General features: G+C 50.7%; 23 protein-coding genes and 1 pseudogene. 15 read left to right on the top strand and 9 right to left on the bottom strand.

Going from position 1 to position 25,420, the window contains the following annotated elements:
- Nucleotides 1-194 precede the first annotated feature (194 nt).
- The gene (locus HVX64_RS19815) at nucleotides 195-2,351 is read right to left on the bottom strand and encodes a hypothetical protein (RefSeq protein WP_181825131.1); all 2,157 of its coding nucleotides are present in this window, start codon (nucleotides 2,349-2,351) and stop codon (nucleotides 195-197) included.
- A gap of 383 nt (nucleotides 2,352-2,734) precedes the next feature.
- Between HVX64_RS19815 and HVX64_RS19810 the strand changes: the two genes are divergently transcribed.
- The 10 genes and pseudogenes from HVX64_RS19810 (at nucleotide 2,735) to HVX64_RS19765 (ending at nucleotide 8,753) form a co-directional block, all read left to right on the top strand.
- Nucleotides 2,735-3,598 (top strand): GTPase family protein, encoded by an 864-nt coding sequence (locus HVX64_RS19810; protein WP_181825130.1) that lies wholly within the window; start codon nucleotides 2,735-2,737, stop codon nucleotides 3,596-3,598.
- A gap of 93 nt (nucleotides 3,599-3,691) precedes the next feature.
- The gene (locus tag HVX64_RS19805; RefSeq protein WP_181825129.1) at nucleotides 3,692-4,516 is read left to right on the top strand and encodes a DUF932 domain-containing protein; all 825 of its coding nucleotides are present in this window, start codon (nucleotides 3,692-3,694) and stop codon (nucleotides 4,514-4,516) included.
- 208 nt (nucleotides 4,517-4,724) lie between these two features.
- The gene (locus HVX64_RS19800; protein ID WP_181825128.1) at nucleotides 4,725-5,423 is read left to right on the top strand and encodes a DeoR family transcriptional regulator; all 699 of its coding nucleotides are present in this window, start codon (nucleotides 4,725-4,727) and stop codon (nucleotides 5,421-5,423) included.
- A 37-nt stretch (nucleotides 5,424-5,460) separates the two neighbouring features.
- A pseudogene (locus HVX64_RS19795) lies at nucleotides 5,461-5,634 on the top strand (DUF4339 domain-containing protein); the annotation flags it as partial.
- Between the two features lie 62 nt (nucleotides 5,635-5,696).
- Nucleotides 5,697-6,605 (top strand): Ivy family c-type lysozyme inhibitor, encoded by a 909-nt coding sequence (locus HVX64_RS19790; RefSeq protein WP_181825126.1) that lies wholly within the window; start codon nucleotides 5,697-5,699, stop codon nucleotides 6,603-6,605.
- A 98-nt stretch (nucleotides 6,606-6,703) separates the two neighbouring features.
- Nucleotides 6,704-6,940 (top strand): DUF905 domain-containing protein, encoded by a 237-nt coding sequence (locus HVX64_RS19785; RefSeq protein WP_181825125.1) that lies wholly within the window; start codon nucleotides 6,704-6,706, stop codon nucleotides 6,938-6,940.
- Nucleotides 6,941-7,025: 85 nt separating this feature from the next.
- Complete coding sequence (locus tag HVX64_RS19780; protein ID WP_181825124.1) at nucleotides 7,026-7,484, top strand: antirestriction protein; 459 nt, start codon at nucleotides 7,026-7,028, stop codon at nucleotides 7,482-7,484.
- Nucleotides 7,485-7,496: 12 nt separating this feature from the next.
- Entirely contained in the window at nucleotides 7,497-8,039 is a 543-nt protein-coding gene (gene radC / locus HVX64_RS19775; protein ID WP_181825123.1) for a DNA repair protein RadC, read from the top strand.
- 10 nt (nucleotides 8,040-8,049) lie between these two features.
- Nucleotides 8,050-8,391 (top strand): type IV toxin-antitoxin system YeeU family antitoxin, encoded by a 342-nt coding sequence (locus HVX64_RS19770; protein WP_181825122.1) that lies wholly within the window; start codon nucleotides 8,050-8,052, stop codon nucleotides 8,389-8,391.
- A gap of 20 nt (nucleotides 8,392-8,411) precedes the next feature.
- The gene (locus HVX64_RS19765) at nucleotides 8,412-8,753 is read left to right on the top strand and encodes a TA system toxin CbtA family protein (protein WP_181825121.1); all 342 of its coding nucleotides are present in this window, start codon (nucleotides 8,412-8,414) and stop codon (nucleotides 8,751-8,753) included.
- Nucleotides 8,754-8,944: 191 nt separating this feature from the next.
- Here the strand turns inward: HVX64_RS19765 and HVX64_RS19760 are convergent, their stop codons facing one another.
- From HVX64_RS19760 to lsrA, 8 genes are all read right to left on the bottom strand, one after another.
- Nucleotides 8,945-10,978, bottom strand: coding sequence for a hypothetical protein (locus tag HVX64_RS19760; RefSeq protein WP_181825120.1), 2,034 nt, complete (start codon nucleotides 10,976-10,978; stop codon nucleotides 8,945-8,947).
- Between the two features lie 602 nt (nucleotides 10,979-11,580).
- Nucleotides 11,581-12,327 carry an epimerase gene (locus HVX64_RS19755; RefSeq protein WP_044256838.1) on the bottom strand — a complete coding sequence of 249 codons (747 nt, stop codon included), beginning with the start codon at nucleotides 12,325-12,327 and terminating at the stop codon, nucleotides 11,581-11,583.
- A 10-nt stretch (nucleotides 12,328-12,337) separates the two neighbouring features.
- A complete protein-coding gene (lsrG, locus tag HVX64_RS19750) occupies nucleotides 12,338-12,628 on the bottom strand; it encodes a (4S)-4-hydroxy-5-phosphonooxypentane-2,3-dione isomerase (protein ID WP_042999272.1) in 291 nt (96 codons plus the stop codon).
- A 48-nt stretch (nucleotides 12,629-12,676) separates the two neighbouring features.
- A complete protein-coding gene (gene lsrF / locus HVX64_RS19745) occupies nucleotides 12,677-13,552 on the bottom strand; it encodes a 3-hydroxy-5-phosphonooxypentane-2,4-dione thiolase (RefSeq protein WP_000774153.1) in 876 nt (291 codons plus the stop codon).
- A gap of 28 nt (nucleotides 13,553-13,580) precedes the next feature.
- Nucleotides 13,581-14,603 (bottom strand): autoinducer 2 ABC transporter substrate-binding protein LsrB, encoded by a 1,023-nt coding sequence (gene lsrB / locus HVX64_RS19740; RefSeq protein ID WP_000155278.1) that lies wholly within the window; start codon nucleotides 14,601-14,603, stop codon nucleotides 13,581-13,583.
- Nucleotides 14,604-14,629: 26 nt separating this feature from the next.
- Nucleotides 14,630-15,628: an autoinducer 2 ABC transporter permease LsrD gene (gene lsrD, locus HVX64_RS19735; protein WP_044256833.1), complete on the bottom strand. Its 999-nt coding sequence runs from the start codon at nucleotides 15,626-15,628 to the stop codon at nucleotides 14,630-14,632.
- Nucleotides 15,628-16,674: an autoinducer 2 ABC transporter permease LsrC gene (gene lsrC / locus HVX64_RS19730; RefSeq protein WP_044256831.1), complete on the bottom strand. Its 1,047-nt coding sequence runs from the start codon at nucleotides 16,672-16,674 to the stop codon at nucleotides 15,628-15,630. The genes lsrD and lsrC overlap by 1 nt, the downstream gene beginning before the upstream one ends.
- The gene (gene lsrA / locus HVX64_RS19725; protein ID WP_042999275.1) at nucleotides 16,668-18,221 is read right to left on the bottom strand and encodes an autoinducer 2 ABC transporter ATP-binding protein LsrA; all 1,554 of its coding nucleotides are present in this window, start codon (nucleotides 18,219-18,221) and stop codon (nucleotides 16,668-16,670) included. The genes lsrC and lsrA overlap by 7 nt, the downstream gene beginning before the upstream one ends.
- A 249-nt stretch (nucleotides 18,222-18,470) precedes the next feature.
- Between lsrA and lsrR the strand changes: the two genes are divergently transcribed.
- The 5 genes from lsrR to HVX64_RS19700 all read left to right on the top strand — a co-directional run bounded on the left by lsrR (nucleotide 18,471) and on the right by HVX64_RS19700 (nucleotide 25,413).
- Nucleotides 18,471-19,427, top strand: coding sequence for a transcriptional regulator LsrR (lsrR, locus tag HVX64_RS19720; RefSeq protein ID WP_044256874.1), 957 nt, complete (start codon nucleotides 18,471-18,473; stop codon nucleotides 19,425-19,427).
- 108 nt (nucleotides 19,428-19,535) lie between these two features.
- Entirely contained in the window at nucleotides 19,536-21,128 is a 1,593-nt protein-coding gene (gene lsrK / locus HVX64_RS19715; RefSeq protein WP_044256829.1) for an autoinducer-2 kinase, read from the top strand.
- A gap of 12 nt (nucleotides 21,129-21,140) precedes the next feature.
- Entirely contained in the window at nucleotides 21,141-21,491 is a 351-nt protein-coding gene (locus HVX64_RS19710) for a cupin domain-containing protein (RefSeq protein ID WP_042999277.1), read from the top strand.
- Between the two features lie 245 nt (nucleotides 21,492-21,736).
- Complete coding sequence (locus tag HVX64_RS19705) at nucleotides 21,737-23,704, top strand: YjhG/YagF family D-xylonate dehydratase (RefSeq protein ID WP_044256827.1); 1,968 nt, start codon at nucleotides 21,737-21,739, stop codon at nucleotides 23,702-23,704.
- 329 nt (nucleotides 23,705-24,033) lie between these two features.
- A complete protein-coding gene (locus tag HVX64_RS19700) occupies nucleotides 24,034-25,413 on the top strand; it encodes a glycoside-pentoside-hexuronide (GPH):cation symporter (protein ID WP_181825119.1) in 1,380 nt (459 codons plus the stop codon).
- The last annotated feature ends 7 nt before the right edge of the window (nucleotides 25,414-25,420 follow it).

Genomic DNA, 25,420 nt, shown 5'->3' with positions numbered 1-25,420 from the left:
GTTCTCATACTAAATAATTACAAGCTAATAAGGGGGCCAGGTCCGCTCCTTGCACGGAGCGGACGTGTTAACGAAGCTGAAGGTCCGCTGTGAGCGAGGAGCGGAAGTTAGAACCATAAAAAACGGAATGGTGGTCTTACTAAAAAGGCTGCATTTTTTTTCGTAGCGACCACCGTGTTGTATATAAGGATAATTTATGGGAGCTGTTTCACATGCGAATACAGGGTTTTCAAGTGAGAAATTCCTAAATCTAGAATTGGTTCATACATAAATGAATTCAGATGGATGTTTTCTGGTGTCATTAGGTTTACCTGCTCAAGAACTGCGATGTCTTGTGTACAACCAAGAGCCAATCTCTTATATTCCTGAAGAAGCCTGATTGTCTGGTTTTCTGTAATTGAATTTACGAATGATTCATCATTAATGGTTCTGATCATATGACGTTCAGCAAATAATCTAATAGCTATTGAAAGAGTTATTTTTCCTTCAAGCTCAACAGTCTCATCCAGTGCATTGAATACTAACTCGGCCTCCTCATTTATTAAATCGATTACTAATTTCGTCTCTGGACGCAGAACTATATGCTGCTTATCCGCAAGGATTTTCTTATATATATCACAGAGTACATCAAGTGTCATAGTATCAGTATCCGCCTTTATATGAAGCAATGATGTAAGCTTGATATATTCGTTCTCCAAACCACAGTATTCGGCTAAGTTCCTAACAAATGGAATTGCAGAGATACAAAAAACATTCGTTGACAGATTATCTTTCCAGTGATTGAATGGATTTTTCTGATATTTCTCTTGAATCAGTGTTAGCTTTCTTCCGACTTTTGCTGCATGTAGCTTACAATTGCGTTTTAACCCAAGTCGCCCACTGATAGTTCTATAAAAATCAAAATTATGAGATAAGAAAAGGCAAAGGAATTTACCTGTGGCAGAAATGTCTTTCAGATATTCAATGATTGCGTACTTATTTTTATAATCGAATGAGTCTGCAATATCATCAATTACCAATATTGTATTTACTCCCTGTTTTCTTCTTGTCTCAATTTCGAACAATATATTAAGTATATAAAGTGCTCTTTTTTCCCCTTGACTAAGTACTTTCAGTAGAGAATCTCTCTGGATATCTCCTTCTCCATCGCAGTCATAAAATTTAAATGAAATTGAAGGCTGTGATCCTTTTAGTATTACATCATCTTGGTTTGATATGATCATCTTGAAAGGGACAGTAAACCTCTTGTTGAACGTTTCAACAACTGCCTCCCATTCTGTTCTCTCACTCTTTGCCTGCTCAATAGCTTCAATAATAGTGGCTTTATTTGTTCTATAGACCTCCAAGAACTCAGTGTAAAGTTCTTTTTGATCAATTAGATAAGAAATCCATAGGTCTTTTTGAAGTTGTTTGAAATTTTTCAAATAAGGAAGTATATGTTGATTGTCAAAGATATAATCCCTAAATTTTCTCAGTTCAATATTTTGAATTTTCTTATCTATAGCATCAAACTTTGAAGAAAGATCCTTATCAGTTAGTATCTTATTTCTTTCATCTTCAATCTTTTGTGAAAGTTCTTCTGCAGAAGAGATCTCTTTTACCCCATCTTTTGTTCGTAAATTTACTGTATGTTTAGCTTCAAAAAAACCATTGTCTTTTAGCTGCTTATTGACTGTAGACGCACAGTAATGATTGAACTGTTTACTTAATACATCTGATTTTGAAACCAGGTCATTATATTTTTGAATATACTCTTCAAGCTGTTCTTTGATTGTTCCTGATTCTAAGAAACCAACAGTTTTATCATTGAAAATCTCCGCATAAACCACCGTGGAAAGTTGTGATGGAGTCGCAGTTTGTATTTTTTCCTCTAATGACTCCATAAATTCAGCAAAAGTTTTCTTGCCGAAGCATTTTAGAATTTCAGTTTCAGGTGTAACTGCTCTCCCTGTCAGTCCTGATAACTGCTTAAGTTTAGCAAACAAAGCGGACTGTTTATCTGCAATATTCTTAAGCGCATCATCATATTTTTGTTTAACTATACTATTAACAAGAAGAAGTGATGACTTTGTAGATGAAAAATCTGCATTGTATGGTTCAACAACAAATACAGCATCAGCAGTAATATCGTTACCTGCTTCATCTTTAATACTTCTTCCTGATTCTCTATTTGGGAAAATTACGTCCTTTGTTTCTCTACCGTTAGCCAAATCGTCAAAGGTTTTAGAGAACGATGTTTTCATGAAACCATTTGGTGCATAGATGGCATAACTTTTTGTTATATTAAAATCAAAATCATGAACTAATTCACTAATTCCATAACAGTTCTTTAGATCTACTGAAAGCTTCATTGTTATTCCTTTAAGAAGATGAAAAAAATCGAGCCAATTTAGTGGGCCACTCAGTAGATAGGGATTTTATTAACGCCGATAAGTCACCAAAAAGTACCTATCTTTGAGATCGAAAATCAAGTTATAACTACTAACGTTGGCACAGGCAAGCATAGGATTGAAAAACCATGGCCCTCTATCGACCTTTTTACTTGGTGTAAGCAATGCAAGTTAGCGCTAAGGTCCGCTCTTGGCACATGCCAGTCTCTCGGCAGGACTTACAACTCGAAGGATTATGTGGTCGTTAACCCACATTCCAAATAATTTCAGACAGATATTATCTCCGTGAATCCCCCGAATCCATAATGGCTCGGGGGCTTTTGTTTTTTACGCTGAGTCTCTGTATGAATAAATTTGACGGCCTTCAGGCCATTGAGAAACCTCTGTTGTCACTCCCGGTAACCGTCCGCAGTCACATTCTTGACCATCTTTGTAGGCTTATTCACTACGAACCGGTCATCGGTATTATGGGTAAAACCGGAGCAGGGAAATCGTCGCTGTGTAATGCTCTCTTTGCCGCTGAGGTATCGCCGGTTAGTAACGTGACAGCTTGTACCCGTGAACCATTATGTTTTCGTCTGCAAGCAGGTGAACGTTTTATGACGCTGGTGGACCTGCCGGGGGTTGGTGAAAATTGTGCCCGTGATGCGGAATATGCCGAACTGTACCGCCAGCAGCTCCCCCGGCTCGACTTAGTGCTGTGGCTGGTTAAAGCCGATGATCGGGCACTGGCTGTAGATGAACATTTTTATCGTAAGGTAATTGGTGAAGCATATCGACATAAGGTGCTGTTTGTTATCAGTCAGTCAGATAAGGTCGAGCCCGCCAGCAATAGTGATAAATTGTCTAAAGAGCAGAAACAAAACATTAGGCGCAAAGCCTGCCTTCTGCATGAGCTATTTCAGCCTATAAATCCTGTGTGTGCGGTGTCGGTCCGACTAAAGTGGGGGGTGCGAAAAATGGCTGAACGGATGATTCGTTGTCTGCCGCGTGAGGCCAGCAGTCCGGTGGCTGTACAACTTAGTTCTCCACTTCGTACCGATGCCGTTAATAAAAAAGCCCGTGACGATTTTGGTGAAACGGTCGGCTCGGTACTGGACACAGTAAGTTCCATGCCCCTGATACCGGCCCCGGTTCGGACAGTCATCCAGTCTGTACGCGACATCGTGATTTCAGTCGCTCGTGCAGTCTGGAATTTCTTCTTCTGAACATTAACCCTTCTAACCCGCAGTTTCCTGAGCCCTGCTGCAATTGAGCTGCAGGGCTTTTTGTCTTTATTTTCCATCATGAGGAGTCTGTTTATGACCCGTCTGGCTTCGCGCTTTGGCGCAGCAAACTTTATTCGTCGTGACCGTCCGTTAACCCGTGAAGAGCTGTATCGCGTGGCACCCAGTGTGTTCAGTGAAGACAAACACGAGTCACGTAGTGAAAAATACACCTACATACCTACCATATCCCTGCTGGACAGCCTGCAGCGCGAAGGCTTTCAACCCTTCTTTGCCTGCCAGACCAGAGTGCGTGACCCAGGTCGCCGCGAGCATACAAAGCACATGTTGCGCCTGCGTAGGAAGGGGCAAATTACCGGCAAACAGGTCCCGGAAATTATTCTGCTTAATTCTCACGACGGCTCCAGCTCGTATCAGATGCTGCCGGGATTATTCCGTGCGGTATGCCAGAACGGACTCGTCTGCGGTGAGTCGTTTGGCGAGGTGCGGGTACCGCACAAAGGAGATGTCGTGAGTCAGGTGATTGAGGGAGCGTATGAAGTGCTGGGAATTTTTGACCGTGTGGAAGAGAAGCGGGACGCCATGCAGTCGCTGATGCTACTGCCACCTGCACAACAGGCTCTGGCACAGGCTGCACTGACGTACCGTTTTGGTGAGGACCACCAGCCGGTGACAGCACCTCAGATACTCTCCCCACGCCGCTGGCAGGATGAGAGCAATGATCTGTGGACCACATACCAGCGTATTCAGGAGAACCTGATTAAGGGTGGGCTCAGTGGCCGGAGTGCAAAAGGCGGGCGAACACATACCCGCGCCGTGCGTGGTATCGACGGAGATGTGAAGCTCAACCGGGCTCTCTGGGTGATGGCTGAAGCGATGCTGGGTGGGTTTCAGTCCTGAGCTTGTTATCGCTATGTTAACAAAGGACACTCCCTGTCCGTTTCCCCCTCACTGGATTGAGTGTTTTATCACCGCATTTCACGGTGTTCCGCGTCGGGCCTGCTTCTGGAGGCAGATAAAAAATAGTTCATTCCATGTCCATACCCTGTCCGCCCCCCTCTTTAGAATCATTTCATATTCAGTCAGTTAATTATTACGGAGATTCGAGATGACACAGGCAGAGCGCCGTCATGACCGGCTGGCTGTCAGGCTGTCACTGATAATCAGCCGCCTGGTTGCCGGTGAAACGCTGAACATGGCGCGACTGGCTGCAGAGTTTGGTGTGTCAGTCCGTACCCTGCGACGGGATTTTCGCGAACGGCTTATGTACCTCGACCTGGAGTATCGACGGGGGCAATGTCGCCTGCGCAGCACCGGTGGGGGCGTACAGGGCGAGCTCGATGCGCTGACCTTCGCGCACCGGGCCGGACTGACCGATATTTTTCCGGGGCTGGACCGGCGTCTGGCGGGCATGCTGCTCACTGCAGGAGGGATGCCGTGTCTGGTATGGCAGCCGCCACAGTCTGTGTCACCGGCCATCTCACTGGTGTTCTACCGTCTCGTCAGTGCCATTACCGCCTACCAGCGGGTACTACTGCTAGCCGAGGGAGAACGCTGTGACGGGCTGGCCCCATACCGCCTGATATCACTCGACGGCTGCTGGTATCTCACCGGTGAACTTAACGGGCATATCACCGTGCACCCTCTGGCGACTATCCATGCGGTGACAGTTCTGAACACCACTTTTACCCCGCGAAAACGTCTCAACCATTTAACCACACAGGCTGGCTTTATCCGGGCACTTCCTCACTTCTGCTGTATCCGTGAAGTTTTGTCACAGGCTGCCGATAACGGGGGATCGGGATGAGCTTTGGTTTAATGACCTCTGTTAACAAGGAAAAACAATGACCTGGCATTACGAGATAAAAGGCGTACGTCACGACAATGTGACCGAAGATGACATCACCGGCCTGATTGTTCACGGTGAACTGACGGCCGCCACTCAGGCTTGGCGACAGGGAATGACGGAGTGGCAACCGGTCTCCGCCACCCCACTAGCTTCGGTGCTACTTCAGAGCGCCATATGCCAGCATACGCCCACAGTCCCTGACGCATCAGGGGCTTTATAAGGAGTCTTATAATGAAAAGAAAATCTCTCTCTGCAAATGTGAAATGGAGTTGGTTGGCATTGTCTGTGGCACTGATGGCCCCGACTGCAGCCCAGGCAACCGCCAAAACGGCGGTAGAAGCCAAGAACTGTCAGTCAGAAAACAATACCTGCCCATATTCTTTCGACCTGTACAAAACCGACCCAGCGTACAAAAAGTCGTTTGATGAGACCATGAATCAGAATGGTTTACCGGCGATGCTCGACGAGATGAATGGTCCAGCGGGTCCGATGGAGCCAGTAAAAATTGACGGTAAAGTCTACCTGAAAGGTTTTATGTGTGAAGACGGTAACTGTGGTAACCACAATCTGACATTCTTGTACCAGCCTGACCTCCATAACTTCGTGGGCTTCTACAGCAACGGTAAAGATGGGCAGTGGGTTAACACCCCAAGTGATGGTGAATTGAAAGTTTTACGTGCATTAGTAAAAGAAACATCGGAACCATCACACACTCCAGCCGCCACTACCACGTCCAATGACGCACCACCAGCAAAAACCATCTGGGAATTTACCGGGGGTAACGGTGATACCTTGTGGAGCATGTGTGGCGGTAAACAGAATAGCTGTGTGATTGTCGGTAATACCAAGCATGTGGCCGCTGTGTTAAATCACAAGTCTGTCAGTGGGTGCGCATTAGGTGACTTTTACATCATCGATAAGGATGCCAGATCCTGGCAACAACGTGATACCGGAACCTGTAGTCCAAATGCCTGGGTGCGCAAAGGCTCCATTAAAGGTGGTCAATATCTGTCTGTTGACATCGGCGTTGGCAACGAAACGGTAATACAATATCCGATTGGGTATTGGTCAGATGTGAAAGAGTTCACTGGCCCAAACCGACCATCCTGGGAAAAAGCAAAACAGGCAGCTAAGCAGTAGTTTTATTGTTACGACACGAAACATACCCTATTTTTCCTTCCTCTCTTTCAGTCCCCTGTCGCTTTTGCAACAGGGGTTTTGCTTTTAAGGTACACCGAATGCCTGAATCTCACATGTTGCCACCGGGACCGTTCACCCGACAGCAGGCTGAAGCTGTTACTCGCCGGTATCAAAACATCGCTATTGAAGATGACCAGCGCAGTCACTTCCGCTTGGTGGTTCGCGACTCTGAAGGTCGAATGATCTGGCGGGCGTGGTGCTTTGAACCGGATGCCGGTGAAGGGCTTAACCGTTATATCCGCAAGTCAGGCATCCTCAGAGCATCCTCCTCCTGACCACCCCCATTCATCATTCCTGTATGTCCTTTATTTCCCATACGCCAGCCATCGTTGCTGGCGTTTTTATTGACGGAGAATATCCATGACGACACAAACGCAATGCGAATTGATGTCCGCTAATGAACCTCAATTTGACCTCACTGTAACACCAGTACCTGACGAACAGCGCCTCGATTTCTGGCCGCTGTACTTTGGCGCTATCCCGCAATGGATAACGCTGGAACCCCGTATTTTCGCCTGGATGGAACGCTTTTGTGATGAGTACAGCGGTGGTATCTGGTCCTTTTATACGCTCAGCAATGGCAGCGCGTTTATGGCCCCTGATGCTGACGATGGTGATAAATGGCATCTGTTCAACAGCATGAACGGCAATGATGCGGAAATGAGTGTGGAAGCCGCAGGTATCGCTGTCTGCCTGATTGAATACAGCCATCACGCCTGTCGCACCGAATGCGATGCCATGGCTGAACACTATTATCGCTTACGAGACTTCGCGTTGAACCATCCAGAGTGCAACGCCATTATGCATCTAATCGACTGAGGAAACCCGAGCATGAGTACTGCATTATTCCCGGTGTTATCGCAGCCCGAGCTCTTTCCGCTGACGACTATGGCCCCACATGGTTGCTTACTCCCCGCGACTTCCGTATTAACCCCCTATGCCCAACGGACCATTCGCCGCGCTATCAACTTGCTGGAAAAATATCTGCGCCAGCCCGGCATATCCTTTACCTCAAGTACTGCTGCCCGTGACTGGCTTCGGTTACAGCTGGCAGGACAAGAACGGGAAGTGTTTATGGTGCTTTATCTCGATAATCAGCATCGTTTACTGGAGAGTGAAACGCTATTTTCTGGTTCGATTAACCATGTCCAGGTCCATCCTCGAGAGATAGTGAAGTCAGCGCTTCGCTTCAATGCTGCAGCTGTCGTGCTGGCGCATAACCATCCATCCGGTGATCCGGAGCCCAGCCAGTGCGATCGCAACATTACGGGCAGGCTTAAAGAAGCCCTAGCACTAGTTGATGTGAACATACTCGATCATCTAGTTGTCGGTTCAGATGGCATAGTGTCGTTTGCAGAGCGAGGCTGGATATGAGGGTACTTCAATGAAATCTACTGGCTCAGAGAACGATTCATTTCTCCAGTGGGGGCTGAATCGTAATGTGACGCCTTGCTTTGGCGCTCGTCTGGTACAGGAGGGAAACCGGCTGCACTATCTGGTTGACCGGGCCAGCATTACCGGTGAATTCAGTAACGCAGAATCTTTGAAGTTGGATGAAGTATTCCCACATTTTATCAGCCAGATGGAGTCGATGTTGACTACTGGTGAAGTGAATCCTCGGCATGCCCACTGTGTCACCCTGTACCACAATGGTTTCACCTGCGAAGCCGATACCCTTGGCAGTTACGGCTACGTATACATCGCCGTTTACCCCACTCAACGTTAACTAACCCCACAAGAGCAAATATGAAAACTCTACCTGCAACAACTCCGCAGGCGGTGACGCTATGTCAGTCGTCTGTGGCAGTGTGGCAAATGCTGCTTGCACGCCTGCTGGAACAACATTATGGCCTGACACTCAACGACACACCATTCAGTGATGAAACGGTAATTCAGGAACATATCGATGCCGGTATATCTTTGGCCGATGCCGTTAATTTTCTGGTGGAAAAGTACGGGCTGGTTCGTATTGATCGCAAGGGATTCAACTGGCAAGAACACTCCCCATATCTGCGGGCAGTCGATATTCTGCGGGCGCGACAGGCAACTGGTTTATTGCGCCGAAGCCGTAAAAATGCTGTACGTTAAACAACATCTTTTTTATTACCTCCTTGATTATTGATTTTATAATGCACCTGCCGATAACGACCGGTGCATTTTATTTTCGCGTTTAAAAATCCTAAAATAAGAAATTGAAGTTTTTATCAGTAGTGATGGGATATTTTTTATCAATGTCGACTATATCCTTCGAATAATGGTCTGCTATGGCATGATTCAAGTCAGTAATATTTTACAAATTGATTTTGAAAGGCTCGTTTAACATGAGCCAATTGCTCTTCCCATCCCATGAAATGAATTTCGAATGTAAGTGAAACAACCTCATCAAAATCCTCCCCGAGATTGCTGGAGCGTTTTACTGACTCTCTACACATTGAATCGTAAACCTTTATCAAAGTAGGGCATGAAAGATAATCCCTGAAACGACTTTGTGCCTCTTCGAGACTTTGCCAAAGTGGGATGCCATACTGATGTTTGTCATAAGGTGCTGCTGCCATAAAACGCACCTCACGATCTCGAAGATAATGCAACAGAAGCGCTGAATCGATAATAGGTACGTTATTCAGAGGAAAACCCGCATGAAATTGACCATTGATTATTACTAATGGAACAACCTCAACGTCTTCTGTACCTGATAAGTGGGGGTAATAATCCCTACAAAAATGCTCAAGATGTTCCTTAACAAAGGCTGCTTTTCTAATGGCCTGCTTGGTTTTATGCACCAGCCCGTTAGAATCGAAAAGTTCATTGTCATAATCGAGTGGCGTGATAGATGTTTTACGGCTACGAGCTTCTACAACAATTAGTAAGTTTCCAAAAGAGAAGGTCAGGTCTATTTCTTCCTTATGTCCATGATAGTTTGGTTCAATTGCAGAGGTATAGCGCAAATGCTCCTTCATCACCGAGTTTCCATTTCGGCACTCTTCCAATACTCTAATCAAATCCTTCTCAAATAGTTTTCCACGGCGAGTATCATTGGGATCTATTTTAGTCATCCAACAATCTATATTGCGGGTTAGGCTAGCTGTAAGAAAAGCACTGATCGGGAAAATATAATTATCCTCTACAGACACCAGAGGCTGCACCCATAAATCCTCCTGCGGCGACTTTCCTCTCCAGGTCAATAAATCTAGGGCATCGATGATCTCAGTTTCACTATATTCACAACACTGTATTAGTGCAGCAATAAGATTAGAATGTTCAAATTGAGGTGCAAGATGAACTAGTTTTGACCAGTCGTTGATTTCCTCGTTTGTGTGCAGATGTTCATCAATCTGAACAGCCAGCACAGATAGATGAACCCATATATCTAAAACACTTTGTAATTTACGTTCAATACAAGGGGAGGATTTGCGTTTTAATAGTGATTTGAGGTGGTCGTCAAGCTGAATTAAAGCCGATAAAGGCTGATATCTGGCAATCACTTGCGAGCGTTGAGATAATGTTCGCCATGGTGCTGAGCTCAACGCTTTACCTGGCTCATAATGTAGATAATTTGACCAAGGATTGATATTCTGAAATTTATCCATTACGGTACGAGCTTCAGTTATTGAAGTGGCTAAAAAATGATCTCGACGGTATTCTGCAATTGTTTTCATGCGGTGATAGTCAGAATGACATTGCATGAAAAAGACTCGCTTCTGCTGGAAAGTGAATGCTGCACGACCATAGAGCAAGTCTTGCCACAGCGAAGAAAAGCTATGGTAGTGCTGAGACAGCCTCATTTCTGCGAGATAAAAGTCAAGTTTTGATAACTTGTTCGGGCGATCATCAGGAAAGAGTATATGCATACGGTCCTTATATTTAAATAGCTCGAACAATGGACCTCTTAGACTGTCAAGTCTATGCATATTTACACTGTTGACACTTACCGGGTCGCTTTTTCCTACCTTCGAAGTTTTTGAGATAATAAACTGCTCTATAGCTGTATTGCTTGTATCTTCAAAAATCTCTTTTTGTTCGTCGCATACCTGCCAAAATGCATAATTAGCACTGGCGATATGTGCCCTGATCATTTCATGATATTCAGGTCTGCAGCCCTTTAAAAAACAAATTTGCTTTCGAGTATTATGCACACTTTGAAAATTATTATTGAGCCACGTAGCACCTGAAATGTATGCTGAAGCCTCTGCAGTTAGCGGACCTATTTGGTCCATGAATTTAATCCAGTATTCTTGATTGAATTTATTCAACTGGGCTGGATGCGGTAATTTTTTATCTCTTGCCGCTTTGATAAGGGGGTGTATGGGTTGCATGTTTCCTCTCTGTCGGAACGTATACCGATTGACACTATAACTCTTTTGACGTCGCAATATGAACTGTATATGACAAAGAAAACATGAGGTTATGATCACAATGTTGGTAAGGCTCTATGGTGTAATAAAGACATTTACATACTTGTCCTCGATTAATTCATAGCAGATGCTCAAAGATTACCTGTTTGATGAGGACCTTTTAGTCGTGCATTTACTTGGGAAAGTATTAGTGATTTTCGAGGATAAGCCTCTGACTTTCTGAATCTTGCTTTGATAGCCATATCGATGTTCTACTGATATGGCTTTATACCCACTCGCGATGTCTGTTTTTTATACGGATTTTAACTTGTGGGTACAAGTGCGGGTATAAATATTTATTCCTGCTTATAAACTACATTGATATCAGTCTATTGGGTGTGAAATTCGAGTCCGGCCTTCGCACCAAATCTAAATATAAAGCCCTCAAAAGCAGTTTTTGTACCTTAAATCCGCGCCACGCAAGATTTCTCTTTCAATCTTAGCCAGCTATCATCCTTGTCAAAAAAATTAAACGAATTCATCAAGGTACTGCCCAAAAACGCCCCATCCAGCAGACCCCCTCATCACCCCTTTGCTGAATGTATCGTCGTTAGCCAGTGAGTGATGTTTTCATTCAACGCATCGTTTTTGAAGAGGGCGCTGCCGGATACTACGCGATCGACGCCGCTGGCGATTATCTCCGGCAGTTCTTCCAGTGCTAGCGAACCGTCGACGGCCAGCAGAATGGAATCCCGCTTCCCGGACGCATTGAGTAATGCGACAACCTGAGCGATGCGCCTGAGTAAGGCAGGCTTGCTGAGCTTGCTCCCGTAGCCCGGATTGACCGCCAGAATTTGTACGATTTCAACGACTTCAATGACCGGCAGAATGTGTTCCAGCGGTGTCGCCGGGCACAGACTGACCCCTCGCAACACCGGCATTGTGCCGCCGGAGACTTCCGCATTTTGCTCACCCAGCCAGTGGAGCATATGGTGCAGATGCGGCGAGTTTTCTACCTGCAACGTGACGCAGTGTGCTCCCGCCTTTACGCTTGCCTGCACGACGGGCCAGGGATTATCCACCATCAGGTGAACATCCTTAATTATCTGCGCTGGTAATTGCGTGATAGCCCAGGGACCGACGGTGAACTGAGGGCAAAAATGCCCGTCCATCAGATCCAGGTGAAGAACGGGTTGTTCAAGCGCGCGAAGCGTTTGCAGGTACTCACCGAGTTTGAGCCACTGACCGGCAAGAATACCGATGCTTAACGGGTAACGCTTCATTAACGAGACGCACTCTGCGCGATTCAACCCGGAAAAGGGACGGTTCATTTTGAGATCCTTATGGCATCAATCCATTGAAGACGCGTTTTTTTCGGGGGCAGCTCATCAGCGATTCCAGTTTTTCCACGCAGGCAAGGTAGTGGGGCGTGGTTTTATGGAACGCAACGGCGGCTTCATCCTTATAGGCTTCATAAATATAAAAGCGGCTCTTCACTTCCGGATCCTGTAACACGTCGAAACGGAGATTTCCCTCTTCACACACCGATCCCAGATGATTGAGGCGAAAGACGTCGATAAATTCATCGACTTTATCGTCGTGGACGTTAATTTCCACCAGAGTGACATGCATACTGTTCTCCTTGAAACGCATGGGCCCGCCTGGCAGGCCCATGACTTCTTAGTTTTTCTCGCTCAGATAGAGTTCATACGCGCGGTCTGCGGTTTCATTACGATGTACCACCGCGTGGACGGCCTTCATCATGGCGACAGGGTGTTCGGACTGGAAGATGTTACGTCCCATATCGACACCGGATGCGCCCTGGTCGATGGCCTGCCAGCACATCTCAAGCGCTTCGCGTTCCGGTAATTTTTTACCACCGGCGATAACAATCGGAACCGGGCAACCTGCGGCGATGCGCTCAAAACCTTTATCGACGTAGTAGGTTTTGATGATCTGCGCGCCCATCTCTGCGGCGATACGCGTGGCGAGCGAGAAGTAGCGCTGATCGCGCACCATGTCTTTCCCCACGCCAGTTACCGCCATCGTCGGCATGCCGACCTTGATACCGGCATCAATCAACTGAATGATATTTTTGATCGACTGGTGCTCATACTCACTGCCGATATACACCTGTGCCGCCACGGCGCAGCTGTTGAGACGAACCGCGTCATCGATGGAGAGCGCAACCGCCTCATTGCTTAACTCGGTGAGAATCGAGTTAGCGCCCGAGGCGCGCAGGACTACCGGTTTGTTGGTGGCGGGCGGTACCACACTGCGCAGGATACCGCGTGTGCACATCAGCACATCGGCGAGCGGGAACAGGGGGGCGATATTGATATCGATACGTTCCAGTCCCGTCGTCGGCCCCTGAAAATAGCCGTGGTCAAACGCGAGCATGACCGTTCTTCCCGTCTCAGGATTAAAAATGCGCGACAGTCGGGACTGCATCCCCCAGTCAAGTGCGCCGCACCCCTTTAATGTGAATGGGGTATTGCGTTGCGGCGTATCGGTATGGAAATCCTTACCATCTTTGATGTCATCTAAATCAGCCATTTTTTACTCCACGGTTAAGGAATGAAACTCAAAAATCGTACTTATCGATATTCTCTTTGGTGAACACCACGCGCTCAGGCAGCAGCACAATGCCGTTGCCTTTCGCCTCATAGCTGTAGCCCTGTACGCTGTTCGGCGAGACTTCAACCTGGCCCACGCCCGGAATGTCCAGCTTGTCGCCGGTATTCATGTCGCCTTTTTTCAGCAGCGCGTCAGCCACGTACACGGAGATCTTGCCCTGCTGGACCACGTCCCAGAGGCCAAACTCTTTCACCGTGCCGCGCTCAACATAAGGGCGCATCACGTTTGGCGTGCTGAAGCCGACAATCGCCACGCTGGTGTTTTTCAGGTTTTCAGCAGCCTGAGCGGCGGCGGGAAGGGCGTTGGCATCCGGCGCGATGATGGCGTCGAGATCGGCATAAGCCTTAATAATGCCTTCTGCGGTTTGCAGCGATTTGGTGGCGTCGTTATAACCAAACTGCGTGGTGACGACTTCCCAGCCAGGATGATCTTTGGCGATCTTGTCTTTCGCTTCTTTTACCCACTGGTTTTGATCGGTCACGGTCGGACTGGAGTAGAAGAAGGCCACTTTGGCTTTCTCTTTTTTGACCTGATTTGCGGCCATATCGACCAGCATGCCGCCTAACTGGGCAGGAGTGCCCTGGTTGATGTAGTACGACCGGCATTCCGGTTTGGTGTCAGAATCCCAGGTCAGCACCTTCACGCCTCGCTGCATGGCACGCTTTAACGCCGGGCATAAGCCATCAGGCGACACGGCGGACACCACAATGGCGTTATACCCCTGGTTGACGAAGTTATTGATGAGCTGAACCTGGCCGGACACGCTGGGCTCCGTCGGGCCATCGTAGGTGACATCGACGCCCAGCTCTTTGCCTGCCTCGAGGGCGCCGTTACCGCCGCTGGTAAAGAATCCCACGCCAACCAGTTTTGGGATAAACGCGATTCGCTCTGCGGCATAAGCGTTGAGAGTGAACGCCGCCAGGCTAAGGGTACTGATTACGGCAATTTTTTTAATGCTCTGAATAGTCATGTACTTTTCCTTTATGGCAATGGGTTTTAGGCCTGCCGGATAGCGCGACGACGCGCCAGCCAGTCTTTGATTTGCTGACGATGCAGGCTGACAGAACGACCTACGACAACGACAATTAGCAATGCGCCGGAGAGGGCGCTGGATACCTGATTGGGCACGCCAGCCATCTGCAATCCCTGCTGCAGATAGCCCACCAACAGCGCGGCGATGGCGGTACCGAGAATTGACCCGGAGCCGCCGTAAATATTGGCGCCGCCCAGGACGACCGCTGTAATGGCTGGCATCAGGAAAGAGGCGCCCAGATCGGAACGTGCAGAGCCGAAGTAAGAGACCAGCAGCACCGCCGCGACCGCCGACGCAAAGCCGGTCATCGCGTACAGCGCGTACAGCGTCCGGTTCACCGGGATAGCGCTATACAGCGCCACGCGGGGGCTCTGCCCAATCAGGAAGACATTGCGTCCGGCATGGGTCCGGTGCATCAGCAACCAGAAAAAGATCACGCTGACGAGAAAGAAGATCAGGGGGACGGGCAGACCCAGCACATCGAGATTGGCAAAATCGGTGAAGCCCTGCGGGAAGCCGCCGATACCTTCATAACCGGTCGCTCCCGCCATCCCCGACAACAGCAGTGCGCTGCCGCCGAACAGGTATAACGTTCCCAGGGTGATGACCAGCGGGTTCACACCAGTGTAGATAATCAGTCCGGCGTTGATCAGTCCGCACAGCGTGCCCAGCGCGAGCGTCAGAATAATGGCCAGCGGCAGCGGTACGCCGCCCTGGAACATCACGCCCAGCGCGATGGCGCACAACCCCATCGTCGAGCCAAAGGAGATGTCGATCCCGCCGCTGACGATCACCATGGTTAAAGGCAGGGCGACAATGCCAATGCAGATAAAGTCGCTGGTGCTGAACAGCAGGACGTTCAGATCCAACAGGCGTGGGTTCAGGGCGCCGAATCCCAGAATTTCAATCACCAGTAGCGCGGCGAGCGCCAGTTCCCAGCCGTAACGATGTAAACGAGTCATCAGGCAACCTCACGTTTTTTGGCAGTGCGCACAGAGTCGGTGTTTTTTGCCGACGGACGCGGTTGGGGCGGCGGCGTGAAGCGGGCATATTTTTGCCGACGGATATTGCGTTCCAGCGCGCAGCGCAACCGGCCGTCAAATACCAGCACCGCCAGCAGGACCAGACCGGCAATAAAGTCATTCCACCACGCCGGAATGCGCAGCAGGACCAGTACGCTGTCGATTTGCGTCAGGAAATAGGCACCGAGCACGGCACCAATGATCGTCCCGGAACCGCCCAGCAGGCTGATGCCCCCCAGCACGCAGGCGGCAATGGCTTTCATTTCCAGCCCGGTTCCCGTCTGATTCGGGATAAAGCCAATCTGTGAGGCAAAGACGATCCCGGCCAGCGCTGCCATGCAGCCATTGAGCGAAAAGGCCAGAATCCGAATGGCTTCGGTACGCACGCCCAGTTGCCGCGCGCCCTGTAAATTATCCCCGGTGGCATAAAAACAGCGACCAAAAGCGGTTTTTGCCAGCAGCCAGGCCATCAGCAACATCAGCAGCAGGGTCAGCCAGCCAATGGCGGAGATACCGAGGAAAACCGGGGCGGAGAGTTGCTTAAGTTGTGCCGGTAATCCTTCAATCCATTTACCGCCCGTCCACAGCAGCATGACGCCGCGATACAAGCCAAGCGTGCCCAGCGTGGCGACAATCGCCGGGATCTTCAGCCAGGCGACCAGCACGCCGTTGATAAATCCTGCCAGCAGTCCCAGCAGCAGCGTCGCCACGCAGGCCACCGGCAAGGGATATCCCGCGTTCAGCAACAGCCCCAGCAGTACCGCGCACATCCCGGTGATTGAGCCGACCGACACGTCGATGTTGCGGGTCAGCATCACCAGCGTTGCGCCCATCGCCAGCAGCATGAGGATTTGGGCGCTGCTGAAAATCATTGTCAGCGTCTGAACGCTGAGGTACTGGCTGTCCAGCATCCCTGGCAGCACGAACAGCAGCAGCACGGCTAACAGGGCGGTGGCCTCGCGGTTATTCTGGATAAATTTCAGCATGGCGCCTCCCCGGAATGTGGTGTAGCCCCTGACGTGCGGTCGCCGAACGCCACGTGCATGATGGTGTCGACATTAATCTCGTCGCCTTGCAGAGCATCGTTGCCCGTTTCTCCCTGGTGCATGACGTAAACGCGATCGGCCATCTGTTCTATCTCCTCCAGATCAGAAGAGATGAACAGCACCGCGACGTTCTGGGCGGCAATACTGCGGAGCAACTGATAGATGTCATTACGCGCCGAGACGTCCACACCACGCGTCGGCTCATCCACGATCAGCACCTGCGGCGAGGCTTCAAGGCATTTGGCGATCAGGATTTTTTGCTGATTACCGCCAGAGAGCGTGCGGGCAGGCTGTTCAGGATCGTTGAGCTTGATATTAAGCGCGCGGCGATAGCGTTCGAGCGTGGCGCTGTCTTTGGCCGGATTAGCCCAGAAACCGCTGTGGTTGTGGGTTAATGCGCAAACATTCCACGCCAGCGAGGCATCCAGATTCAGCCCTGACGATTGCCGGTCCTCCGGCAAATACACCAGACCGTGCTGTAGACGTTCGCGGGTGGAAAGTGAGGAGATATCCTTGCCGCCGAGTACGATGCTTCCGGCCCGTAGTGGTCGTAGCCCGTAAAGCGTTTCGGCAAGTTCGGTACGTCCGGCGCCGACCAGACCGGCCAGCCCTAAAATTTCCCCGGCGCGGACCTCGAAACTGACGTTCATAAACCCTTCGCCTGTCACATTCTCAAGACTCAACACCGGCGTGCCCGCCTCGTGCTGCGGACGGTTGCCGGGCAATTCCAGCCACAGTTTTTGCGTCGCGCTCAGCGCGTTGGTGCGTGAGGCAGGCGTGATGGCCTGGATAATCTCGTCAGTGGTCAGATCCGCCGTTTTTCCGGATAGCGCAATGATGCCGTCCCGCATCACGCTAATGTAATCCGCTATCTGGCGTATCTCTGGCAGCTTGTGGGAGATAAAGACGATCCCTACGCCAGTGCTCAGCAATTCACGCAGGCGGCTGAATAAACGATCGGTTTCCGCAGGCGTCAGTGAGGCGGTGGGTTCATCGAGGATCAAAATTCGTGAATCGCGCATCAGTCCGCGCATGATTTCGACCATTTGCCGGTCGGCCACATCCAGTGAACCCGCCGGGCTGTTGATATCAAACTGGCAACCCAGCGCGGTCAGCATCGCCGCCATTTTTTGCGCCGAGCTCTGGTGTTTGGGCAGGCCAAAGAGAATATTCTCCTTTACCGTCAGGCTGGGGAAGAGCAGAGGCTCTTGCGGGACAAGGTAGATGCCTAACTGATGCGCCAGAATGGGCGTCAGTTTTGTACAGCGGGCTCCCTCAATCTCAATGATTCCGCTATCCGCAGGGGTAATGCCGGCGATGATTTTCATCAGCGTGGATTTCCCGGCGCCATTCCCGCCCAGGAGCGCATGGACTTCGCCTTTGCGTAAGACAAAATCAATCCCTTTCAGGACGTTGACGCCGGAATACTGCTTGCAGACAGACTGCGCGCTGAGTAGTGGGGCGATCTTTTCTTGACTCATTTGCATGCCACCTCCGTTCGGCCTGGGTAGAATCAGGTTGAACAAATGTATTGTGCGATTCGAATTGTTCATAACCTTATGACCTAACTGCTCATAAAACCGACGAATAGATCACGTTTCATGCTAAAATGATCGTCAATATTAAATTTGTTCAAACGAAAGCCACTGAAATGTGGGTTTAATCACAGTTATTAACGACCAATGAATGAACAATTGTGTTCAGATATTCGATATGTTCAAAGTGAAGACAGAATGATGACTATTAATGACCCGATGATTTCCGAGCAAGGGATGTGTGAAGAAGAGCTGGTGGCACGTATTGCGTGGTTCTATTACCACGACGGTATGACGCAAAGCGACATCAGCAACAGACTGGGGTTGACGCGGCTTAAGGTGTCGCGCCTGCTGGAAAAGGGGCATCAGTCCGGGATTATTCGCGTACAGATTAATTCTCGCTTTGAAGGCTGTCTGGAATATGAAACCGAATTACGTCGTTGCTTTGACCTGAACAATGTGCGGGTCATCCCGGGACTTCCCGGCGCGGATGCATGTGTTCGCCTGGGGATCGGCGCTGCGCATATGTTGATGGAGTCACTCCAGCCACAGCAGATTCTGGCGGCGGGCTTCGGCGAAGCGACCATGAATACCTTAAAACGGCTCAGTGGGTTTATTTCTGCTCAGCAAATTCGCCTGGTGACGCTGTCGGGTGGCGTGGGGCCTTACATGACCGGGATTGGACAACTCAACGCGGCCTGTCCGGTCAGTATTATTCCGGCGCCGCTTCGCGCCTCTTCTGCGGAGATTGCCCGGACGTTAAAAAATGAAAATAGCGTCCAGGATGTCCTGCTGGCCGCCCAGGCAGCCGATGCGGCCATTGTCGGTATCGGCGCTATCAACCAGAAAGATGAAGCCACCATTATTCGCTCAGGCTATATCACGAAGGGTGAACAACTGATGATTGGCCGCAAAGGCGCGGTGGGCGACATTCTGGGTTACTTCTTCGATGGTGAAGGGCAGGTGATCCCGGAGATGAAGATTCACGATGAACTGATTGGGTTAACCCTCAATACCCTGAAGACGATCCCGACCGTGATTGGCGTCGCCGGGGGCGTGAATAAAGCGGAAGCGATCGCCGCCGCGATGAAAGGGGGTTATATCAACGCATTGGTCACCGACCAGGAAACTGCCGCCGCCATTGTCAGCGGACAGTAATGCGTATCTGTCGTGCAGGCGTACGGCAGGGGAGTAACAGAATTTCCGTTTGTACCGTGGAGAAAGCATTGACGACCTGACAGATATAATAAGCCGAGGACTAAAACGATGGCCCGACTCTGTACCCTCTCTGACTCAGAACATTACCTGATGGCACTGGACGCCGGAACTGGCAGCGTCCGCGCCGTGATTTTCGACCTGGAAGGCAAACAAATTGCGGTGGGACAAGCGGAATGGCGACACCTTGCCGTACCGGATGTGCCCGGCTCGATGGAATTTGATCTGGGAAAAAACTGGCAACTGGCCTGTGATTGCATTCGCCAGGCACTGCATATCGCCGGTATTGCGCCGGAAGCAATAGCTGCCGTTTCCGCCTGTTCGATGCGCGAAGGCATTGTGGTCTATGACGCAGAGGGAACGCCGGTCTGGGCCTGTGCCAACGTGGATGCCAGAGCGGCACGGGAAGTCAGCGAGCTTAAAGAGATCCACGACTACACCTTCGAAAGCGAAGTCTATCGCAGCACCGGCCAGACGCTGGCGTTGAGTGCCATTCCGCGTCTGCTCTGGCTGGCGCACCATCGTTCGGACATCTATCGTCGCGCCTCGACGGTCACGATGATCAGCGACTGGATGGCCTATATGCTCAGCGGCGAGCTGGCGGTCGATCCTTCCAATGCCGGAACCACGGGCCTGCTGGATCTCAAAACGCGCGACTGGAAACCCTCACTACTGCAAATGGCCGGACTGCGGTCGGATATTCTCTCGCCGGTCAAAGAGACCGGCACGCTGCTGGGTAGGGTGACGGCTCAGGCCGCTACCCTGTGCGGGCTGAAAGCCGGCACGCCGGTGGTGGTGGGCGGTGGTGATGTGCAGTTGGGCTGTCTCGGCCTTGGGGTTGTCCGTCCGGCGCAAACCGCCGTACTGGGCGGCACATTCTGGCAGCAGGTGGTGAATTTACCTGCGCCGATTGTTGATCCTGAGATGAACGTGCGCGTTAATCCGCATGTCATTCCGGGAATGGTACAAACCGAATCGATCAGCTTTTTTACCGGCCTGACGATGCGCTGGTTCCGTGATGCCTTCTGTGCCGAAGAAAAGCTGATCGCCGAGCGCCTGGGCGTCGACACTTATACACTGCTGGAGGAGATGGCTTCCCGGGTGCCGGCAGGGGCATGGGGTGTGATGCCGATTTTCTCCGACCGGATGCGTTTCAAGAGCTGGTATCACGCCGCCCCTTCGTTCATCAACCTGTCTATCGATCCGGAAAAATGTAATAAAGCCACGCTGTTCCGCGCGCTGGAAGAGAATGCGGCCATTGTGTCGACCTGCAATTTACAGCAAATCGCCGATTTTACCGGGATCCATCCCACGTCGCTGGTGTTTGCCGGGGGAGGCTCGAAGGGCAAACTCTGGAGCCAGATTCTGGCAGACGTGTCAGGGCTGACGGTCAACGTTCCGGTCGTCAAAGAGGCGACGGCGCTGGGCTGTGCGATTGCCGCTGGCGTGGGGGCCGGGATCTGGTCATCCATGGCTGAAACGGGCGAACGACTGGTGCGCTGGGAGCGGGAGCATGTTCCGGACAAGGAGAAACATGCGCTTTATCGGGAATCGCGCGAGAAATGGCAGGCGGTATATCAGGAACAGTTAGGTCTGGTCGATCACGGGTTGACGACCTCTTTGTGGAAAGCGCCGGGTTTATAACAGGAGATCGTCATGATTAAATCGAATGAAGCGCAGCATGAGTACCGTTTTGGCGACAGTGGCCCGAAATACCTCATTCGTGGCCCGGTATGTGACATGGGCGTCGTCATGCTCCAGCCCGGTCAGTCTTTTCCCAACCATCGCCACATCGAAGCCTGTGAAATTTTTTATACCCTGGCAGGCGAAGTGACGCTGTACCTGAACGGTGAACCCTACACATTAGGCTCCGGGGATGTGATGCACTGCGATCCCGGTGAAGCGCATTTTCTGGTGAACAAAGGGGAAGTGCCGTGGAAAGGGGTCTTTGTGAAATCGCCTCATATACCGGGTGACAGTCATCCGGTTGAGCCTGCCGGGTATTAGCTTTCGGGATCATCAACGGTCGGATAGTCAGTGGCTGTCCGACCATTTCGTTAGCGTAACCTTCTCGTTACATTTCGTTGCTTACCATTTTGTGATCAAGGCTAAAAAACGCACAGCCTGCTCCTCTCTCTGATTTACCTCTACGCATGGCCTGCATTACAGTGAATCTATAAATAAGAACGTTGTTCTATAATGTAGAACAATAATGGAGCGACCTGAACCCCGACGCTCGGGAGAGTGAGACAATGTCTATCAACACCATTTTTACGCCGCAGGATGAACCGTTCTATGCGGTGAAAACCCACGCTGCCGGCCCCCAGGGGGCATTGCCGCTGACGCCGCAAATGTTACTGGAGTCTCCCAGCGGCAACCTTTTCGGCATGACGCAAAATGCCGGAATGGGCTGGGATGCTAACAAACTCACGGGCAGAGAAGTGTTATTGATTGGCACGCAGGGTGGTATTCGCCACTCAGATGGCCGCCCTATTGCTCTCGGTTATCACACCGGGCACTGGGAGATTGGCCTGCAAATGTCGGCGGCGGCGAAGGAAATTACCCGTCTCAGTGGCATTCCTTTCGCGGCATTTGTCAGCGATCCGTGTGACGGTCGTTCGCAGGGGACGCACGGCATGTTTGATTCGCTGCCTTATCGTAACGACGCGGCGATTGTCTTTCGCCGTTTGATTCGTTCGCTACCGACACGGCGGGCGGTCATTGGCGTGGCGACCTGTGATAAGGGGTTGCCCGCAACGATGATTGCGCTGGCGTCAATGCACGATCTGCCGGTGATCCTCGTACCGGGCGGGGCGACATTACCGCCCACCTTCGGCGAAGATGCCGGAAAGGTACAAACCATCGGTGCTCGTTACGCAAATAATGAGTTGAGTTTGAAAGAGGCATCCGAACTGGGGTGTCGCGCCTGCGCGTCGCCCGGCGGCGGATGCCAGTTCCTGGGGACCGCAGGGACATCACAGGTAGTGGCGGAAGCGTTAGGACTGGCGCTGCCGCACTCAGCGCTGGCACCGTCAGGCCAGGATGTGTGGCTGGAGATTGCGCGTCAATCGGCGCGGGCAGTGATGGCGCTGGATGAAAAAGGGATTACTGCCCGCGACATCCTCACCGACAAAGCGATAGAGAATGCGATGGTGGTGCATGCGGCCTTCGGAGGCTCGACGAATCTGCTGCTGCATATACCGGCGATCGCCCATGCCGCCAGATGCCGCCTGCCGGATGTGGCGCAGTGGAGCGCGATCAACCGCAAAGTGCCGCGCCTGGTCAGCGTGTTGCCCAACGGCCCGGATTATCACCCGACGGTGCGTGCATTCCTGGCGGGGGGCGTGCCGGAGGTGATGCTGCACCTGCGTCGACTGGGACTACTGCATGAAGATGTGATGACGGTAACCGGGCAAACACTCGGTGAAAACCTCGACTGGTGGGAGCACGCCGAACGTCGGGCGAAATTCCGTCAGTGCCTGCGCGATCAGGACGGTGTGGATCCTGATGACGTAATCCTGTCGCCGGAAGGGGCAAAAGCGAAAGGGATGACCTCCACAGTGGCGTTCCCGGTGGGTAATATCGCGCCAGAAGGGTCAGTGATCAAAGCGACGGCGATCGACTCGTCTGTGGTGGATGATGACGGTGTTTATCGCCATACGGGCAAGGCGCGCGTATTTGTCTCGGAAGAGGCGGCGATCAAAGCCATCAAACAAGGGCAGATCCAGCAGGGCGATATCATGGTGATTATCGGCGGTGGGCCATCCGGCACTGGCATGGAGGAGACTTACCAGCTCACTTCGGCGCTGAAGCATATCTCATGGGGAAAAACCGTATCGCTCATTACCGATGCCCGTTTTTCCGGCGTATCCACCGGCGCTTGCCTGGGGCACGTTGCGCCGGAAGCGCTCGCGGGAGGGCCGATCGGCAAATTGCGCACGGGGGATGTGATTGAAATTGTGGTCGATCGCTTGTCATTGAAAGGAAGCGTGAACTTTATCGGCAGCGCACAAGCACGACTGACGCCGGAAGAGGGCGCGACAGTTCTGGCGGAGCGCGAGTTACATCCCGACCTGAAGCCCCATGACTATCTGCCTGACGACACCCGACTGTGGGCTGCATTGCAGGCGGTAAGCGGTGGAACCTGGAAAGGGTGCATCTACGATACGGATAAAATTATTGAGGTGATTAACGCTGGGAAAAAAGCACTTGGGCTTTGAATAATTAAAATTAATTAATCAGTCGCCGGAACACTATTTTCGGCGACGAATAATATTGTCCTGAAATATATTATCCTTCACGGGAGGATGTCTTTTTTTTATTTTCTTGAAAAGTGCATCGTTATCACAGAAGTTAAAATACATAACCGCTAAAGCAAATATGACAATTGTTGTCTCATCGAATCCCTCTCTACAATCTTCCTCGTAAGCATCATCTGGTAAGCATACGGATAAAGGGTGTATTCCTCACAAAGTTCACGTTCAGATATTTAATTTTGTAGGTCCCGGTCATTCGGAACGTATTTCTCTCATATTCTCTGGAGGTAGAAATGCAGTTAACAATGAAAGATAAAATTGGTTATGGACTGGGGGACACCGCCTGCGGTTTCGTCTGGCAGGCCACGATGTTTTTACTGGCCTACTTTTATACCGATGTTTTTGGTTTGTCGGCAGGCGTAATGGGCACATTATTCCTGATTTCACGCGTGCTGGATGCGATAACCGATCCATTAATGGGGTTAATGGTTGACCGAACGCGTACCCGCTACGGCCAGTTTCGTCCCTATTTGTTGTGGGGAGCGATCCCGTTTGGTATTGTCTGCGTATTAACGTTTTATACGCCTGATTTCTCCGCTCAGGGCAAAATCATTTATGCCTGCGTCACCTATATTTTATTGACGCTGGTTTATACCTTTGTGAATGTCCCTTATTGTGCCATGCCCGGCGCCATTACCGCTGATCCAAAAGAGCGTCATGCTTTACAATCGTGGCGTTTTTTCCTGGCCGCTGCCGGTTCATTAGCCATTAGCGGCATTGCCCTGCCGTTGGTAAAAATTATTGGCCAGGGGGATGAACAGGTCGGCTATTTCGGCGCGATGTGTGTATTGGGTATTTGTGGCGTAGTGCTGCTGTTCGTGTGTTTCTTTACAACGAAAGAGCGTTATACGTTCGAGATTCAACCTGAATCATCGGTTAAGAAAGACCTTAAATTGCTGATGGGGAATAGCCAGTGGCGAATTATGTGCGCCTTTAAAATGATGGCAACCGGTTCGAACGTGGTTCGCGGCGGCGCAACGCTCTATTTTGTCAAATACGTGATGGACCATCCTGAGCTGGCAACGCAGTTCCTGCTCTATGGCAGCCTGGCGACGATGTTTGGTTCTCTTTGTTCGTCTCGTCTGCTTGGCCGATTCGATCGCGTGACGTCGTTTAAGTGGATCATCGGCATTTATTCACTGATCAACCTGAGTATTTTCTTTATTCCGTCGGACAATATCGCGCTGATATTTGCGCTGAATATTGTGTTCCTGTTTGTCTTTAATACCACCACACCGCTGCAATGGTTAATGGCCTCTGATGTGGTCGATTACGAAGAGAGCCGAAGTGGACGTCGCCTCGATGGTCTGGTGTTCTCTACCTATCTCTTCAGCCTGAAAATCGGTCTGGCCATTGGCGGCGCGCTGGTGGGCTGGATCCTTGCCTTCTCCAGCTACTCGGCAAGCAACGCCGTGCAGCCAGATAACGTCCTGATGACCATCAAAATCCTCTTCTGCATCGTACCGGTTGTGCTTTACGTCGGTATGTTCACACTGCTTTCGTTCTACAAACTGAGCAGCAAGCGTGTGGAAGAGATCAGCCAGCAGCTGCAACGTCAGCGCACCGCGCAGCCTGAGAGCAAACCTGCCGATGCCGCTGTGGCAGTGAACTGAGGAGAGA

Origin of the sequence: Citrobacter sp. RHB20-C16, assembly GCF_013890155.1 — a bacterium.
In the GTDB taxonomy this organism is placed as follows: domain Bacteria; phylum Pseudomonadota; class Gammaproteobacteria; order Enterobacterales; family Enterobacteriaceae; genus Citrobacter_A; species Citrobacter_A amalonaticus.
This window is presented reverse-complemented; position numbering and strand designations above follow the sequence as displayed.